The organism is Haloferula sp. BvORR071 (genome assembly GCF_000739615.1).
GTDB lineage: Bacteria > Verrucomicrobiota > Verrucomicrobiia > Verrucomicrobiales > Akkermansiaceae > Haloferula.
This window is the reverse complement of record NZ_BATP01000059.1, coordinates 120658-137408: the sequence shown is the minus strand read 5'-3', so window position 1 is coordinate 137408 and position 16751 is coordinate 120658. Positions and strand designations below refer to the sequence as shown.

13 protein-coding genes and 1 pseudogene are annotated in these 16751 nt (G+C 59.6%); 6 read left to right on the top strand and 8 right to left on the bottom strand.

All coding sequences use genetic code 11. The annotated features are described in order from the left end of the window. The first annotated feature begins 13 nt into the window (after positions 1-13). Together BV071_RS29695 and BV071_RS33945 are read left to right on the top strand one after the other, a co-directional pair. The gene (locus BV071_RS29695; protein WP_035615338.1) at positions 14-1021 is read left to right on the top strand and encodes a SpoIIE family protein phosphatase; all 1008 of its coding nucleotides are present in this window, start codon (positions 14-16) and stop codon (positions 1019-1021) included. Next, positions 1018-3282: an ATP-binding protein gene (locus BV071_RS33945; RefSeq protein ID WP_052574054.1), complete on the top strand. Its 2265-nt coding sequence runs from the start codon at positions 1018-1020 to the stop codon at positions 3280-3282. Before BV071_RS29695 ends, BV071_RS33945 begins: the two co-directional genes overlap by 4 nt. Positions 3283-3447: 165 nt before the next feature. On the opposite strand, the gene BV071_RS29685 is transcribed toward BV071_RS33945, so the two are convergent. From BV071_RS29685 to BV071_RS29650, 8 genes and pseudogenes are all read right to left on the bottom strand, one after another. Next, the gene (locus tag BV071_RS29685) at positions 3448-5979 is read right to left on the bottom strand and encodes a sialate O-acetylesterase (protein WP_035615335.1); all 2532 of its coding nucleotides are present in this window, start codon (positions 5977-5979) and stop codon (positions 3448-3450) included. Between the two features lie 232 nt (positions 5980-6211). Further along, positions 6212-6736 (bottom strand): DUF4112 domain-containing protein, encoded by a 525-nt coding sequence (locus tag BV071_RS29680; protein ID WP_052574053.1) that lies wholly within the window; start codon positions 6734-6736, stop codon positions 6212-6214. Positions 6737-7669: 933 nt separating this feature from the next. Further along, positions 7670-7951 (bottom strand): hypothetical protein, encoded by a 282-nt coding sequence (locus BV071_RS29675; protein ID WP_265595063.1) that lies wholly within the window; start codon positions 7949-7951, stop codon positions 7670-7672. Between the two features lie 145 nt (positions 7952-8096). Then, positions 8097-8480: a hypothetical protein gene (locus BV071_RS29670; protein ID WP_035615330.1), complete on the bottom strand. Its 384-nt coding sequence runs from the start codon at positions 8478-8480 to the stop codon at positions 8097-8099. Continuing rightward, positions 8456-9277 carry an exodeoxyribonuclease III gene (gene xth / locus BV071_RS29665; RefSeq protein WP_052574052.1) on the bottom strand — a complete coding sequence of 274 codons (822 nt, stop codon included), beginning with the start codon at positions 9275-9277 and terminating at the stop codon, positions 8456-8458. The genes BV071_RS29670 and xth overlap by 25 nt, the downstream gene beginning before the upstream one ends. Positions 9278-9575: 298 nt before the next feature. Next, a complete protein-coding gene (locus BV071_RS29660; protein WP_035615328.1) occupies positions 9576-10463 on the bottom strand; it encodes a glucose 1-dehydrogenase in 888 nt (295 codons plus the stop codon). 336 nt (positions 10464-10799) lie between these two features. Next, positions 10800-11531, bottom strand: coding sequence for a DUF6766 family protein (locus BV071_RS29655; protein WP_265595062.1), 732 nt, complete (start codon positions 11529-11531; stop codon positions 10800-10802). Further along, positions 11473-12947, bottom strand: a pseudogene (locus tag BV071_RS29650) (alpha-amylase). Before BV071_RS29650 ends, BV071_RS29655 begins: the two are co-directional and overlap by 59 nt. A gap of 470 nt (positions 12948-13417) precedes the next feature. Here BV071_RS29650 and BV071_RS29645 point away from each other — a divergent pair. The 4 genes from BV071_RS29645 to BV071_RS29630 are packed head-to-tail and all read left to right on the top strand — an operon-like array spanning position 13418 to position 16731. Further along, entirely contained in the window at positions 13418-15517 is a 2100-nt protein-coding gene (locus BV071_RS29645) for a catalase (RefSeq protein ID WP_035615321.1), read from the top strand. Positions 15518-15538: 21 nt separating this feature from the next. After that, positions 15539-15808 (top strand): hypothetical protein, encoded by a 270-nt coding sequence (locus tag BV071_RS29640; protein WP_035615319.1) that lies wholly within the window; start codon positions 15539-15541, stop codon positions 15806-15808. 9 nt (positions 15809-15817) lie between these two features. Further along, positions 15818-16372, top strand: a complete 555-nt coding sequence (locus BV071_RS33940; RefSeq protein ID WP_052574051.1) for an HD domain-containing protein — start codon at positions 15818-15820, stop codon at positions 16370-16372. After that, a complete protein-coding gene (locus BV071_RS29630) occupies positions 16369-16731 on the top strand; it encodes a hypothetical protein (protein ID WP_035615317.1) in 363 nt (120 codons plus the stop codon). Before BV071_RS33940 ends, BV071_RS29630 begins: the two co-directional genes overlap by 4 nt. Positions 16732-16751 lie beyond the last annotated feature (20 nt).

Genomic DNA, 16751 nt, shown 5'->3' with positions numbered 1-16751 from the left:
CGGAAGAACGTCCATGATGCACTCCCTTGCCATCCCGATCCACGAGCAGAGCCAGGTGGGCGATGCCCGGAGGATGATCGGGTATTGGGCGCGCAATACCGGATGGTCGCAGGATCTTTCCGCCCGCGTTGCACTCGTGGTAACAGAGCTCGGCAACAATCTGGCGCTACACACCAAGGGCGGAACACTTGTTGTCCGGCCACTCGCCAGCGGTGCAACCTACGGGGTGGAAATCCTTTCTCTTAACCGCTGCGGCGGCGTGGCGAATTTCCAGCAGTGCCTGTCCGATGGTTTCTCAACGGCAGGCACCTCCGGCACCGGACTCGGCGCGGTTGGGCGGGCTTCGCATTATTTCGATTTCCATTCCTCCCCTGGCCTCGGCACGGCTATATTGAGCGGGCTCGCGGAGCGGGATGCCGCGCCGTCGAAGACAGGCCGCTGGGAGGTCGGTGCCGTGAATGTTCCCGTGCCGCCTGAGATCGCCTGCGGCGACTCATGGCAGACCGTCGAACTCGGCGATGGCATCCTGCGAGTGCTGGTGGCGGACGGACTAGGTCACGGGGAGATGGCGGCAGAGGCCTCGGGAAAGGCCGTGGAGGTTCTCCTTGCGCATCCGGAGGAAAGGCTGGAGCAGCTCATGGAAAGGATCCACGCCGCGCTGCGGACGACACGCGGCGCCGCCCTCGCTATCGCAGAGATAGATCCGGCAAGGCAGGAGCTCCGCTTCACCGGGCTGGGCAACATCTCAGGCTGCGTGGTGACCCCCGATTCGTCTTCCAGCCTCCTATCGATGAACGGCACAATGGGCCTCAATTTCCGAACGGTGAGGGTACACAGTGTCCCTTGGCCAGCCGGTGCGATGCTCCTCATGGCCAGCGATGGCCTCAAGTCTAACACCCCCATTTCAAGCTATCCGGGGATCTGGATGAAACGGACCGCTTTGATTGCAGGCATCCTGTATCGGGATTATTTGAGGGGGAACGACGATGCCACTGCTGTTGTCGTCCGGGCCAGACCATGACAGCGCCAAACGCCAAACTCCGGCTTTTCTCCCTCAGCATCGGCTTCGAGCAGGATGTGGTGACGGCGCGCCAGCAAGCCCGGCAGTTGGCCGGTTCGCTCGGCTTTCCGCAGCAACTGCAGATCCGCATCGCCACGGCCGTTTCCGAGATTGCCCGCAACGCCTACCAATACGCCGGCGGTGGCAGGGTGGACTTCTCGGTTGTATCAGAGCCCTCTCCTTCCCGCGCCGGACGGCTCCGCCAGACCTTGTTCATCGAGGTCAGCGACAGGGGGAATGGGATCGCCCAGTTGGAAGAGATCCTCGGCGGTTCCTATCGTTCGAAGACTGGCATGGGCCTCGGCATCGTCGGCACCAAGCGGCTGATGGACCGCTTGGACATCGAAAGCACACGGGATGGCACCACGATCCGCATGTCGAAGGTGTTCCCTCCCACAGCCCCCGAGCTATTGCCGAAAGATCTGCAGGCTATCGTTGACGAGCTCTCCAGCCGTTCCCCGAAGGGCGCGTTCGAGGAGGTGCGCGTCCAGAACCGCGAGTTGCTGGAAATGATGTCCGAAGCCCACCTCCGCGAGGAGGAGCTGTCGCGCATGAACCAGGAACTTTCCGAGACCAACACCGGCGTCCTGGCGCTCTATGACGAGCTCGAGACCCTCAACCGCATCAGCCTCATGCTTGCTTCCAAGCTGGACCTGGTGCCCCTCGCGCAATCGCTCATCGAGGTGACCACTGGACTGACGGATGCCGATCTCGGGGTGTTCCTGCTCGGGGAAGGCGCCGGCCAATGGCGGCTATATGCGGTCTCCGGCAGATCGGCCGGAGCGTTGTCAGACTTAGGGTTGGGAGCGGATGGGAAACTTATTTGGGGCGAGATTCCGGCATCGATTAGCCGGTATGCGGACATTTCTGATATTCCGTCTGGGGGCATCCTGGGTGAACTCCACGACGGTCTCGGCATGCTCAGCTGCATGTCGGTTCCCGTCCAGCAACCCGAGGGTGGCCTCATGGGGATGTTCCATTTCTGGAGCAAATCGAAGTCGGCCTTCTCCGAGCGCAGCGAACGCATCCTCGGCAGTGTGGCAGCACAGGCGGCGATCGGTTTGGAGAAAGCCCGGTTGTTCTCCTCCGTCACGGCTGCCAGCGATGCCAAGGACCAGTTCCTCGCCATCCTCAGCCATGAACTCCGCACCCCACTCACTCCCGTGCTGGCCCTCATATCGTCGTTGCATGACAACGACAGCCTGCCTCCCGGACTGCGCGAGAAACTCGTGGTGATTGACCGCAACGTGCGTCTGCAAGCTAGACTGATCGACGACCTGCTCGATTTCAATCGCGTCATCCAGGGCAAGCTCCATCTCGACAATGACATTGTCGATGTCCACGCACTTGTTACCAATGTTGTGGAAATTTGCCAAGTAGATGCCGATTCCAAGGGGCAGCAACTCACCCTCCACATGGACGCCGGAAGGAGTCATGTCAACGGGGACTCGGCGCGCCTGCAGCAGACCCTTTGGAACATCCTCAAGAACGCGATCAAATTCACCCCTGTCGGCGGCAACATCAACATCGCCACCTCGGTCGAGGGCGAAACGCTTCGGATCGTCATCACCGATGACGGGGTGGGCATCGAACCGGATGTAATCCGGGAAATCTTCAACGCCTTTGAACAAGGCGGCAAACAGGTCGCGGTAGAATTCGGAGGGCTGGGACTCGGCCTCGCCATCGCCCGAAAGTTCGCGGAGCTTCACGGCGGCACCATCTCCGCCCATAGCGCCGGCAAAATGCAGGGAACAACCGTCACCGTGGAGCTTCCGCTCGCCCAGTCGAAATCCTTGTCGGCACCTACCGCACCAACTACGGAAATGCGTGCAGACCTCACCGGAACGAGGATCCTCATAGTCGATGATCATGCAGACACTTTGGAAGTCTTCACGATGATCCTTGAGAGTATGGGTCTGGTGGTCAGCACGGCGCTCGACGGGAAGCACGCGCTGGAGATGGCCAGGCGGAAGAGCTTCGACCTCCTCGTCAGCGACCTCGGACTCCCCGACATGAGCGGGTACGAACTCGTCGAGCGGATCCATCAAATTCAGAAGCTTCCCGCGATCGCCCAAAGCGGGTACGGGATGCCATCGGACATCGAAAAAAGTCGGAATGCCGGGTTCAACGCCCATCTCATCAAGCCCGTTGCCATTCCGACATTGATCGAAACGATCCGGAACGTCCTCGCAACATCTCCCCCAAAGGGTGGCGCGGATTAAAAATAGCCGTCGCAAATTCCGGACCGTTTTCAGTCAGAACCTTGATTTTGAAGGGTTGCATCCGTTGAAGCTGCCGGAGAGATAGGATGAGCTCAGAACGGGTTGAGGACGACGTCCGTTAACAAGGGTCGTGGAGCGCCTATGGAAGATTTGGGTTATCGTCGGTTAGTGCGCCAACATCGCTGGAGCGCTGCCGAAGAACTTTGCATCAAGCGCGTCCGCCCATAGCTTGGCGGCCTTCTTGGCCCCGGCCTCGCTGAGGTGAACCTTATCCACCGTATCCTCCTTCTCCAGCGTGTCGTAGTCTGCACCGGCGAAACAAAAGGGGTGCTCTTTAATCATTCGATCCTGCACCCGGCGGATTTGGCCAAAGCCATCAGGGGGGGACTGACGGTTGATCACCACAGCCAGATTCGGGAAGCCGGCATCCTTGCGAGCCTGATCGATCCACGCCTTGTAGTTCGCGACGATTTTATTCTCGTCCCTCTCGAGCCAATCGTTCTGACCCTGATCGGAGAGGATGGCGCGCAGGCCGGTGACCGCAGCATACTTCGTTAGCGCCTGTTCGAGGCGGACATATGGCATGCGGATCTGTGAATTAACGAAGGGATGTTCGAACGTCTCGCCGCGCGCCGATTTGGCCCAGTGTTCCAAGCTGGTGCCGCCAAATGCCGCATTTAGCAGCAGCACCGGAACCTTGTTCGCCTTGGCGACGTGCTCCGCGAATGCGGCCCAGAAATACGTTCCGTTTCCGGCGGGAGCGGGCTGGACGTTCGAACCGAAGTGCCGGCCTACCGCGTCCGGAAGAAAACGCGTGTCGCCGGTGAGTCGATACTGCCGCTGCGATTCCATATCGCCCGCAGGCAGCGCGATGGTGTTCACCCTGTCGTCATCGGCCCCGGGGAGATTGATCGCTCCCCCGTGCGCGACCGAATGGCCTACGACCACGAAGACTTCCCCCACCCCGAAACGTCCGACCGTTGCAACGGCTGAATTTCCATCGCCGCGGGAGCGGACCTCAAGCGAATACCAGCCCGTGGCGACGGTGAGCTTTCCCCGGTAGCTGAAATCCGATTGCACTTCTCCCAGCGCAGTCCATTCACCGGCCTTGCCCGTCTCGATGTCCACGATGCGCGCCTCAACCGCCTGGCCCGGCCACGCGCAGCTTCCGGAGACATGTATTACCGCGTCCCCGGCCTGGCTGCGCTGGAAGACCAGCCGGTTCGCAGGCGCGGTAACCGACAGCGTTGTTCTCGCCGCCGCGCCTGCGGTAGGGCGCAGACGAATCAACGCAACCGCCGGAGCCTTCAGGGTCAGGCGCAGCGTAGCAGCGTCGCCCGCGATCGCCTCGGTCCGCGATGTAGAAAAATCGTTGCCTGCATCAATGATGTGGATCTCTGCTGTCACGCCACCGGTCCAGGCGAAACTCTTCCAGTCCAGGACAAACTCTTGGCGCGGGTCGGCGAAGTTGCTCACCAGCATCGTCGCTTCACGCCCATCGCCGCTCGATCCGGCGGCAAAGGCCAGCTTCCCCGCGACGGAACCGCGGGTTTCCACGCGCTGCGGCGTCTCCACTAGACCTTGGAATGCCCGCAGCCCTTGGTAAGCCTTCAGAGGTACGCCTTGCTCGGTGAAAATCCCGAAGCCACCCAATTCACCGTGAAAGAAGTTGCCGACGTCAAGGGGTGCGTCCTCAAGTTCTGTTAGGGAAGTGGTAATGAAAGCCGCTCCCGCGGCACCGGCCATTTCTTCGTAGAAGTGCTGGCGCGCCTCCGGAGTTCCGGAGCGCGCGATCGGCTCCCAGCTGTTGCCGGGAAGATAATTCCATTCATTGAGATGGTTCTCGGTCTCAGTGAAACCTCTGGAATCCAGAAGTCGGCGAATTGCCCACGCGCGCGCCGAGAGCTCGGAGGGATCGGCGGTGTAGCAATGCCAGGAAAAGAAATTCAATGGAACATTGTCTCTGCGGCACATCGCCAAAAAGTTCGTGGCGAACTCTGTTGGAACGAATTCACCATTCACGAATGTGCCGCTGGAACCAAGCGCCGGGCCGCCAACCTTCAAAGCCGGGAACTGTTTTTTGATGGCCGTGGCTGCCGTGCGGTAGAGCCGCAGGTAGTCGTCGTCGGTCCCGCTCCACATTGCCGGGCGATTCTCGGGTTCGTTCCAAATTTCCCAGTAGCGGATTTTGTGATGAAAGCCGCTAGCCCACCCTTCATTGTAGTGGCGGATAATGCCGATACAGACCGCCGCCCATTTCTCCATATCCGCGGGGGGATGGACATACCGCTTCACGCTGGTGTGCTCGATACTTTCGCCCAATCGGTAGATCGGTTCCGCGCCGGTCTTGCACACTGCGTCGATGTATTCGTCAGTCAGTCGGAAATCGTAGCTCTCCGGCAATGCCGGATCAGCGTCTGGGTTTGGAAAAACGACGTGGTGATCGATGACATACGGATTAGGCCAGCCGCAGTCATGAAGCCGGGTGAAAGGAATCCCCAGTTCCTTCTGCTCCTTAATCACGTCGATGATCCCCCCAGGTGCCAGCGGCCCCTTGTTGACACCATGCAGTGGCCGAATGGCCCCGGTATGCACGGAGAAGTCCGCACTTAGCACGGCATCGTCAGCGCGGACCTGAACGGAGATCAAGACGACGGCGATCAGCCATCGAAGAAGATGGAAGCGGCAAGCATTCATTCGCCTCACTGGCAAAGGCCATGCTTTAGATAGCGTCCGCAAGCGATCGAACAAGCAGATTCAGTCACCCTGAGATCTGTGGCAAAATGACTTCGCAAACGGGAATGTCATTCTAGCAGTTGTCGCCGCGCTGACGGGCGAAGTGTCGTTGGAAGCCCCCCCAAGGTCCATCCCCTAGCGCACTTGAAGAGGCTGAGTGTGGGCGGTCACGGCAGCGGATGCGCATTTGGTCTTACGCGGACATCCATTGGAAGAGCAGTTTGAGCAGGGCGAGGGAGCCTATGATGATGAGGACCACGCCCAAGATTACCCCGGCGATCAAGAGAATGGCGAAGCGGCTTGCATGGCGAACGGCCTTTTCGCGCTCGGCCGGCGATATCTCGCTGGAGAGCGCCTTTTGCAACAGATCGTGATTCCGCCGATTGGATTTGAACCAAACGGAAAAGAGGTCGCCAATCACCGGGACGGACCCGACAGCAGCATTGGCGAGAATGTTGAGGGCCATTGTTATAAGCGTTTTCCGGGACACGCCGCACCGACCGGCTTCGTTGATAATCGCCACGCCCACGAGCGAAGCAAACGTATCTCCAAGCCCCGGAAAAAGACCCAAGATGGGGTCTAGACCGAACCGGATATCAGTCCCCGGAATCCGGATGAAATCGTCCATCAGCGATGCGACCACACTTGATGTGGATCGCTTGCCCTCGCTCGATTGGTCCGCTTCCTTGTTGATCTGGTCCGGGGTGACGTTTCTCATCCTATCACTTTGCTGTTAGTTCCCGAGGCAGCTAGAAGGTGCTCTGCGATCCCTTCGCCCCCGCTACCGCGAGTTCCACAGCCAAAAGGAAAGCAGATCGACGCAAATGCAACCCGACTTTTGTCTACTCGCGCTGCCTTTGACACGCTGACGGAACAGGACAGAACTTTTGGCGATGTTGTCGAAATTTCGGGAGAGCTGCACGTAGCCCTCCCGCCCGACCAAAAGCAGTCGTGGCTCACACGGCCCCTCGTGAACTGTCGAGGAACGGCAAGAACCCCTACGGCTCGCCAAGAACAGCCAAACAGCCGCGGACCGGGGAACCGGACTTGAATCCTGCGCTCCCCGCTAGGCGACGATAGCTGCCAGCTGAATGGCACAGCTGCTGCGAGGGAGAACAGCACAACCCTCACGACGATGTCCAACGTACCTGCCTACCCTAAAAGCCCGATATTGGAATCCCAAGCGCCGGAGGACGCCCCCCGTCCATCCGCGGTTGGGGAAAGCGCCCGGCCGTTTCTCGCCGCAGCGGACCCTCGCCCATTTGTACCGGCACGCGATCCACGACCATTCGCGGCAGTGGCGGAAGGAAACGAACAGCAGGATGAGGGGGAGACGCGAATGGGTATCAACAAGGCGCTGTGGCATTCCCGGATCGGAGACCTAGTCGAGATGGCCCCCGTGACCACGATCGTTGCCGCCGGATGCGCGGGCCTGCTAGCGGGACTCACGGCGCGGTGGCTAATTGCCCGATAAAAATTGCAGGCTGCCCCCGGTCCCCCATGGAAGGGCTGAGTGTTGACCGCCTCCACCCGGGGCCTATAAACAAATCCCGCCGACTCCGAGCGATGCCCGGGCCAGACCTAGCAGAGAAGAAAGAGGACTCCGGGTGGAAGTATCGAGAAAATCCAGGTTACAGAGACCCGTTGGAGCTCACACGTCCGCATCGGAAAGGCCCAAGGGTTCTGCACCATCGAGAATCCAATCCGCCTCTGAATCGTGGGGCGCCCTCAAGACCAGCTTAATATCCACTTCCGAAAGAGTAATCTTATCCTGGGAATCCCCCAGGCTGTGAGTTTCAGGGGAACGAATCTCCAACGTGACCCATACGCCGTCATGGGCCGGCTCTGCTGATTGGTCCTCGACGACCTCGATCCGCCCGCGGCTGACTGAGCTAGTCGTCCCCTCAGCAGCCTTCGCGGCGTAGTCGATCACTTTTGCGTCAAACATATCGCAGAGCTCCTCGTACCGTAGGATCTCGCAGAAGAAGCATGCGGTTTGGCCATTGCATGCTGTAGAGGTGGACGAGCCGAGCGTCAAACGAACGCTCCTGGTGGGCCGGAAGCTGACTTCGCATTCGCTAGATGAAGTTCGCCGGAAAGCGGGGGTCTTCGAGAATCAGCGTGCGTTGCGCTGGGCGTGTTTCGATAGCTGCCGCTGCCATCTTCCGGGCGTCCTCCTCGTGGCCCTGGCGAAGGTGTTCAGCAGCCATCGATTGGAACGCGGAGGCGGCCTCGAAGCGGTCCTCCTCATTGCCCCTCCGGAGAATCAAGGCGAGTTCGTGGACGAAGTCCCAGCGCTGCATCCCCGCGGCGGCGCGCATGCGGATGCGGACCATCTCGGGCGTTGCAACGGTGTCTGAGGGCAACTCATCCAAGGCTTGCCAGGCCTCTTCGAACATATCGAGGGCAAGGTAGCCCTTTGCTTGATCCAAAAGAGTCACCAGCTTGGACGTGCGGTGCACCGCTTCTTCTTCGCGGGCTTGGGTTGGTTTGCCAGTTCAATCCATACCGGGGCATGATCGCTTGTCTTTTCCCAGCTTCGGACGTCGCGATCCACTCCGGCAGAGGTCAAGCGCTCAGCGAGCTCGGGGCTCACGAGAAAATGGTCAATCCGGAGGCCGGCGTTGCGCGCGTAGGCATTCCGAAAGTAGTCCCAGAAAGTGTAAATGCGCTCGCCCGGATGTAGATGCCGGAGGGCGTCGGTCCAGCCTTGCGTCACCAAGCGATCGAAAGCCTCGCGCACCTCGGGCCTGAATAGCGCATCATCCACCCAGCTCTCTGGCTTGTAGACATCCAGCTCGGTGGGCATCACGTTGAAGTCCCCTGCCAAGATGACAGGGAGCTTTTTCGATATCAGCGATCGGGCATGCTTGGTGAAGCGATCGAACCAACGGAGTTTGTAGTCAAACTTAGGACCCGGCGCGGGATTGCCGTTCGGCAGGTAGAGGCAGGCGATGAGAACGCCTTCGACCGCAGCTTCAATGTAGCGGCTGTGAAGGTCCTCTGGATCTCCTGGCAGGCCGCGCATCGTCTCGACCGGGTCCGCACCGCGGCGGAGGATCGCGACACCATTCCAGCTCTTCTGGCCGTGCCAGACCGCGCCATAGCCCGCTTCCTGAATTGCCAGCAAAGGGAACTTTTCCTCCGGGGCCTTGAGTTCTTGAAGGCATACCACATCCGGCTCGGCCTCATGAAGCCAGCGGAGAAGGACCGGTAGCCGGCCGTTCACTCCATTGACGTTGTAGGTGGCAATCTTCATGTCATGAAGCCAAATGCCTTACTCCCGCTCCACAGCCCTGACCATTGTTTCGGGCCACGTGATCGAGGCTGCCGCACCGTCAAGCACGAGGTCCACATCCTCAGAGCCGTGGCGGCATGGGTTTCGACGAACTTCGAGGTAGGGTTCGGGCACCCTTCCCCTTGGAACACAGCGGCAAAGGGGACACGGTGCGCGAGCTGTCCTCAAAGAGGCTGCAGCGGGGAGCGCGAGAAGGCAGAAAAGGAGCAAAGGGTTCGGATACATGGAAAATGGCAACTGAGGATGGTAGCAAGTGGGGTCATCCGTTGACGATTTCACCGCCATTCGGGTGGAGAACCTGGCCGGTCATGTAACTAGCGGCCTCGCTGGCAAGAAACACATAGCACTCGGCGCATTCCCAAGGCTCCCCGGCGCGACCTAGTGGACTGTCCGAACCGAAAGACGCTACTTCGTCGGCCGGGAAAGTAGCAGGTATCAGGGGCGTCCAAATGGGCCCGGGAGCCACGGCATTGACGCGGACCTTCAACTCCGCAAGCTGACTCGCGAGCGAGCGGGTGAAGCTGACGATCGCACCCTTCGTGGCAGAGTAATCGAGTAGCTTCGGGCTTCCCCGGTAAGCTGTCACTGAGGTGGTATTGATGATTGCTGGGGTTGGGGAGGCTTTTAGGTAAGGCAAAGCAGCCGCTGTGAGAAAGAACATCGCGAAGACATTGGTGCGGAACGTAGTTTCCAACTGTTCTGGAGTAATGTCGGTAACAAAGGGCTGGGGATGTTGCTCCGCGGCATTGTTCACGAGGATGTCGAGTCTACCAAAGCTCCGAAGGGTTTGCGCCACGGCCTCTTCACAGGCGGTTTGGGATCCGATGTTGCAAGCATGAAGCAGACAGCGTCGACCATGCTGATGAATCAGCCTCGCAGTTTCCCTCGCGTCATCGTCTTCGTTCAAGTAGACAACTGCGACGTCCGCGCCTTCCCGGGCGAATGCGATCGCCACCGCTCGACCGATGCCGGAATCACCGCCGGTGATCAGCGCCACACGACCTACAAGCCGGCCGCTCCCGCGAAGCTCCGGATTCTCGAAGCGGGGAGCGGGTTCCATTTCACTTTCGATACCCGGCTGGCGGGGTTGCTCCTGAGCGGGCCGTTGAGGATGTTCATCCGATTCGTCCTTGGAGTTGTTCGGCATGGCTTCCACTCCCCTCGCAAAACGCGGGCCATTTGCCCTTACTACTGGATGAAATGCTCATGCCGCTATAGCCAATATCGGAGATGTTCCTGATCCCCATCCGGCCTCGCGGGAGCTATCCCGGAAATGCCGGCATCGGAATGCAACTTGCAACCGCCAAGCATGCTATTCCCTACTCGAAGTCACGCCCATGCGCTCGGCGTCGACAATCGATGGCAGCCCATAGGTATCCAAGGGCCGGCAACTGGCATCTGCCTTCATTCCCGCTCGACGAGGCACGCATCCTCTACGTCTCAACGAGGACGGCCTGCGACTCGAAAGCCACTCGCACAATCCTTAGTCACCCGTCTCCGAATTCGTTGCCCCGACTTTCTTGCTTTCGGGCGAGCCATTCTGCCGCAGGAAGATCGTGAGGACCACGATTGAAAGCACTGCCAGGAACTCGCTCTGCCAGTTTTGGAAAGATTGGAACCAGAATTCGGGATCCCCGAGGAACTCGCCCAACGTCGCGGCGCTCTGGCCATGCTCGGATCGCTCCTCGTTGAATTCCACCAGGCCACCCGCTGCGTGCATCGTAAAAGAGAGGAGAAACAGAACTAGGAAGGCGAGCGAAAGCGAGTTTCGGTAGAGCCAGCTACCAGGTTTCTTCTTCCGTTCCCTCTCAAATTCTCCGGCCCTGTTCGGATCGTTGGACTCGGCGGAACCTCGTTGGTAGAGATAGGTGGTGAGAATCACATAGGCTCCCATTTGGAGGAATTCACTTTCCCAGTTCTCGCCGGTGGCCTGCCAGAAATGCCCGCTACGGAGGTAATCCAAGAACTCCAGGGGCGATCTTCCGTAGAGAATTTGATCCTGATTGTGGACCTTGAAGCCACTGACGGCCTGCGCGGCCCAAAAAGCTAGGAAGCAAACGAGAAGGACGATGCTGAGGCCGTTATTTTTAAAGATGCGCTTCATTGGCTGGGGTAGTAATGGGACGGGGCCGCCTAACCAAAAGCAGCCTATGGGATCATTGCGGCAACCAGACGGATACGCTGCCCGCGTTGCAGCAGAAATCCCCCCAGCCATCGCCATCGGTGTGGATCATGTCGGAGATGTTGCCGAGGGCATCGTAAAAGGCGTGGTTCGGCTGGAGGCCTGCATTCGCTTGGTGCCAGCATCACCGTTGCTCAATACGACAGCCACCCCGCCTTGATGGGAGTCCGTCCCCTGACGGGTCCAGCCGATGGTATTCGGATGGTCGAAGTAATCGTACTGATCACCGTGCGCATGGTTGCGGCGAACTCCCCTCAGATCATCGATCGTCTTCTTGTGGCAGAGGATTTCGATCGGATAGGTGTTTCCATCCCGGCCCACATCCTCATAGCTCGCGCCGTAATAGTCTGCGTAAAACACGCAGGGGTAACCTTCCTGCCGAAGAAGGATCAGCGCATAGGCAAGCGGCTTGAACCATTCTTCGACCACTGACTCCAAGGCCCGCAGGGGTTGAGTATCGTGATTCGCGACCAGCGTGACCGCCAGCGCGGGTTCATTTTTGACTAGAGTGCCTTCGAAAATGCGCGACATGTCGAAGGAATTACCCGCCTTGCTAGCCTCCGAGAAATTCAGGTGCAGGGGCGCGTCGAAGAGCGCCACGGCGCCACTCGTCACGGAGATGAAGTGATGCAGCGCTTCGATCTCGTAGGACCAATACTCGCCGACGGCGAATATCCGGCTCTTCGAGTAGTTCCGGACATGTTGCAGCCAGACCGGGAAGAAACCAGCCTCGACGTGTTTCACCGCCTCGAAGCGGACGCCATCCATGCCGATCGTGTCGAAGAACCATTCACCCCAACGTTTAATCTCCGCTTGTACCTCCTCGTGCTTCACGTCCACATCACAGCCCATCAGGTAGTCGAATGAGCCCTTCTCCAGATCCACAGCTTCATCAAAACTCTTGCCCTCGAACAAGAGGATATCATTCGCCGTGGGATTGTTGTTGTCTGTATCGGTCGCGGTGAAGTGCCACCAATGCCATTCCGTCTCGGAATACTTCTTTTGCCGGCAGGGAAAGGTGAAGTGCGTGTGCGCCCGGATCGTGCGCGGCTCGCCAATCTGCTCGTGCCGGTTGTCGTTGTAGTAGGGAGTGGCGGTGAATTCCTCCTCCTCGTCCCCGCCCATGCGATGATTCAGGACTACGTCCCAGTAGATTTGCAGTCCGCAGAGGCGGGCTTCGGCCACGGCGGCAATCAATTCGTCACGGGTCCCGTATTTGGTCCTCACCGAGCCCTTCTGGTCGAATTCACCCAGGCCATACATATCGTAGACGGAATAGCCCGCGTCCAATCCACCGGCATTTCCCTTGTACGCCGGAGGCAGCCAGACCGAAGTGAAACCGGCCTCTCCAAGTTGCCAGGCGCGGTCCTTCAATTCATTCCAGAGCGTGACATCGGGGGCGTTGTACCAATGAAAAAATTGGATCATCACGCCGTCAATATTGTCCATACAGGGTCGCAAAGTGCTTGGATTCAGGATAAGCAAATGCCACCCGACGTGTAACCAGAAGGAGGCACGTGCTCGGGAGGATCGGCTCACCTTAGCATTCTCAGTGCCGGGCGGGCTGTTCCGCTGGCTGTAAAACTGCTTACCCGCACCCAGAACGGCAGCGAGAGAAGTGTAAAAGTTGATCCCGCATCATACTTCCCGCCACAGGCCTCCCCTATCCCTGAAGCCTGCCCTCACCGCCGGCGCTTATTTCTTCCGCTTAGGTTCCGTAGAGCGATTGGACTGTGTGGTGAAGAGGCGTCAGCGCGTGCAATGTGCTGTGGAGTCATGCAGATTGCCCGCAATTTATGGGCGTAACATTGGATGGATTCCGGATGTACAGCCATGGGCCGTCTCTTCCTGATTCGGGCATTCTTCCTGCGAGGGCGAATCGGCAAACCGGTATAGTCTCACACAACGCATCTCCCGCCATGGCCTCCAAGAAATCGCCCTCGACCCCTTCAGCAAGCAAGCCCTTATCGCAACCCGCAGAGACCCACCAGACTGCTGTCGAAAGTGACCCACACCTCACCACAAATCAGGGACTGCCGATCTCCGATAACCAGAACTCGCTGAAAGCTGGCGTGCGCGGTCCACTGCTACTGGAGGACTTCATCCTCAGGGAAAAGATCACTCACTTTGATCACGAGCGGATTCCCGAGCGCATCGTCCACGCCCGTGGGTCTGGTGCCCACGGCTACTTCCAGCCTTACGAATCCGCCGCGGATATCACCTGTGCCGGCTTCCTCCAGGATCCGAAGAAGAAGACCGAGGTTTTCGCCCGCTTCTCCACGGTTGCGGGTGGTGCCGGATCCGTTGATTTGCCGCGGGATGTCCGCGGATTCTCGGTGAAGTTCTACACCGAGCAGGGCAACTACGACTTCGTTGGCAATAACATCCCGGTTTTCTTCATCCAGGATGCCATGAAGTTCCCCGACGTCATCCATGCCGTGAAGATGGAGCCGGACCGCGGCTTCCCGCAGGCCGCCTCCGCGCATGCGACATTTTGGGACTTCATTTCGCTCACGCCCGAGAGCATGCACATGATCATGTGGGCCATGTCCGACAGGGCGATCCCGCGGTCGCTGCGCATGATCGAAGGCTTCGGCGTTCATACCTTCCGTTTTATCACCGCAGAAGGCGTAAGCCGTTTTGTGAAGTTCCATTGGCGGCCCACGATCGGTAGCGCTGCGGTGGTCTGGGACGAGGCCGTGAAGATCAGCGGCGCTGACCCGGATTTCCATCGGCGTGACCTGTGGGAAGCAATTGAACGCGGCGACTTCCCGGAGTGGGAACTGGGCGTGCAGGTCATCGAGGAAAGCCAGGCTGCCGACCTCGACTTCGACTTGCTCGATCCCACCAAGCTGATCCCGGAGGAGGTGATCCCGATCCGCATGCTGGGCAAGATGGTGCTCAACCGCAACCCGGTGAACCACTTCGCGGAGACCGAGCAGGTTGCTTTTTGTCCCAGCCACATCGTGCCGGGCATTGGCTTTTCTGACGATCCGCTGCTTCAAGGCCGCCTGTTCTCCTACCTCGATACGCAGCTGAGCCGCTTGGGTGGTCCCAATTTCCATCAGATTCCGATCAACGCGCCGCGCTGTCCTTTCGCCAACAACCAGCGGGACGGCCTGCGCCAAATGCATGTGCACCCCGGGCGCGTCGCCTATGAGCCGAGCCAGATCTCGCCCCCGGCCGCTCCACGCGAGTGCCCCATGCACGGCTTCCGCACACATCCGGAGACGGAGACCGGCGAGAAGATCCGCAAGCGTTCGGACACCTTCGCGGATCACTATTCGCAAGCGCGGATGTTTTTCCGGTCGATGACTCCGCCTGAGCAGAACCACATCGCCAGCGCACTCGCCTTCGAATTGGCCAAGGTCGAAGTGGTGGCAATTCGCGAGCGCATGCTCGGACACTTGGCGAACATCGCGGAAGAACTCCATCAGACGGTGGCGGACGCGCTCGGGATGCCGGCGAAGGGCGGAATGAAGATCGCTCCCGCAATCGCTCCGCGGGATCTTCCCGCATCCCCGTCGCTGAGCCTCATCGCAAAGGATCCCGGCATCCTCAAGGGACGCAAGGCCGGGATTTTTGTGACGGACGGAGCGGATGCCGCCGTGATCACCGCGCTCACCGCAGCCTTCAAGAAAGAGAAATCAGCCGTGGAACTCATTGCACCGAAGATCGGCGGAGTCACGCTTTCGGATGGCACCCCGCTCGCCGTGCACCATTCCCTTTCCGGCGGGCCCTCCGTGCTGTTCGACGTGGTAGCGGTGGTCGCTTCCGCAGAGGCTATCGAAATTCTGGTGGAAGAAGCTGCCGCGGTGAACTGGGTCCGCGATGCCTTCGGCCATCTCAAGGTGATCGGCTATACCGCTTCCGCGAAACCCTTGTTGGATACCGCTGCGGTCGAGCCGGACGACGGCACCGTCACGGTGGATGACGCGAAAGGGCAACGCTCGTTCATCGCCGTGGCCAAGAAGGGCCGGCGCTGGGACCGCGAGCCTACCCTCCGCAGCATTGGATAAGCTTTCGAGCCATCTCGAACCATGACAGGCGACCTTTCAGAACAGCAGCAGAAAGAGGTGTCCGGTCCTCAGGCCACCGACGATCTGACGATCGCCGAGAACCTGCGGACCTGGAGGCAAAAACATTCGGGCGAGGGCGAGGTGGTCTATTCAGACGGCGTCCGCCCTCAATTCAAGATTCGGCAGCACAAGGCGGAAAAGTTCATCGAAGCATTCGGGCCGCTCCATCCTGACTACAAGGACCAGTTCAACCGGGATTGGCGGGAGGATTTCGCCAAGCTCGCCGATTGATTCGTTGCCATGCAGGAGTCCCCTACACCCCTGAACCCGCTGCTGGACCCGCCGCCCAAGGCCTATCTGTGGCAGTATGCGGCGGCAATCGCGGCCGAGGCACATGAGGGCCAGAATCCTCCCGGATCACCGATGCCGTACTTCGCCCATCCCGCGCGGGTGGCAATGCTGGTCTCTGCGGTTTTCGGTTGCCATGACGCCGAGGTGCTCTCAGCTGCTTACCTTCACGATGCACTCGAAAAGACCCCGCTGACCCGGGAGGGCCTAGCGATGACCATGGGCCCGAAAGTGGCGCAATGGGTGGAGTGGCTTTCAAAGTCCCCCTCATCGGACAAAGGCAAATACTGGGAGGGTCTCAGGCAGGCGCCGTGGCAGGCGCGGTTGATCAAGATGGCCGATGCACTGGACCATCTCAATGGTCCGCCCCAATATCTGACTGACCGCTTGAAGTCGGCGCGCAAGGCGCTGGAACTTGCTTCTTCCGCCGAACCGGAAATCCAACGGGCGTCGGCTGCGCTCACCGCTGCCATCGATGCCTGGGCCGAGGGAGTCGTGGATCCATGAAGTTCTTCGTCCCCGGCTTCTCCGACCGTGATCAGGCGCTGAAGTTCTACCGGGAACTCGCCAAGGGATGTGCCGAGCGATATGGCAAGCCGCTGACCCCCGCCGCCTTGTTTGCAATCCGATACCGCTTCGAGGGTCTGGAGTATCTGGCGCAGGTCGGCGTTCCTCATCCTCCCGGGCCGGAGGCTGCGGAGGTCTTGGCGATCTTTCCCACAGCCTGCGACTACTTGGTCTGCACGCGCGGTCCCACCGTGGCCACCTTCAGGTCGACCGTGATACCCCGCAGTTCGATTTCCGATGCAGAGTTCTTCAACGGCATCGACGACGCTGTCCTGCACCCGGAATGCGACCCGCCGTGAGGTGCCTCGGGATTTTGAAA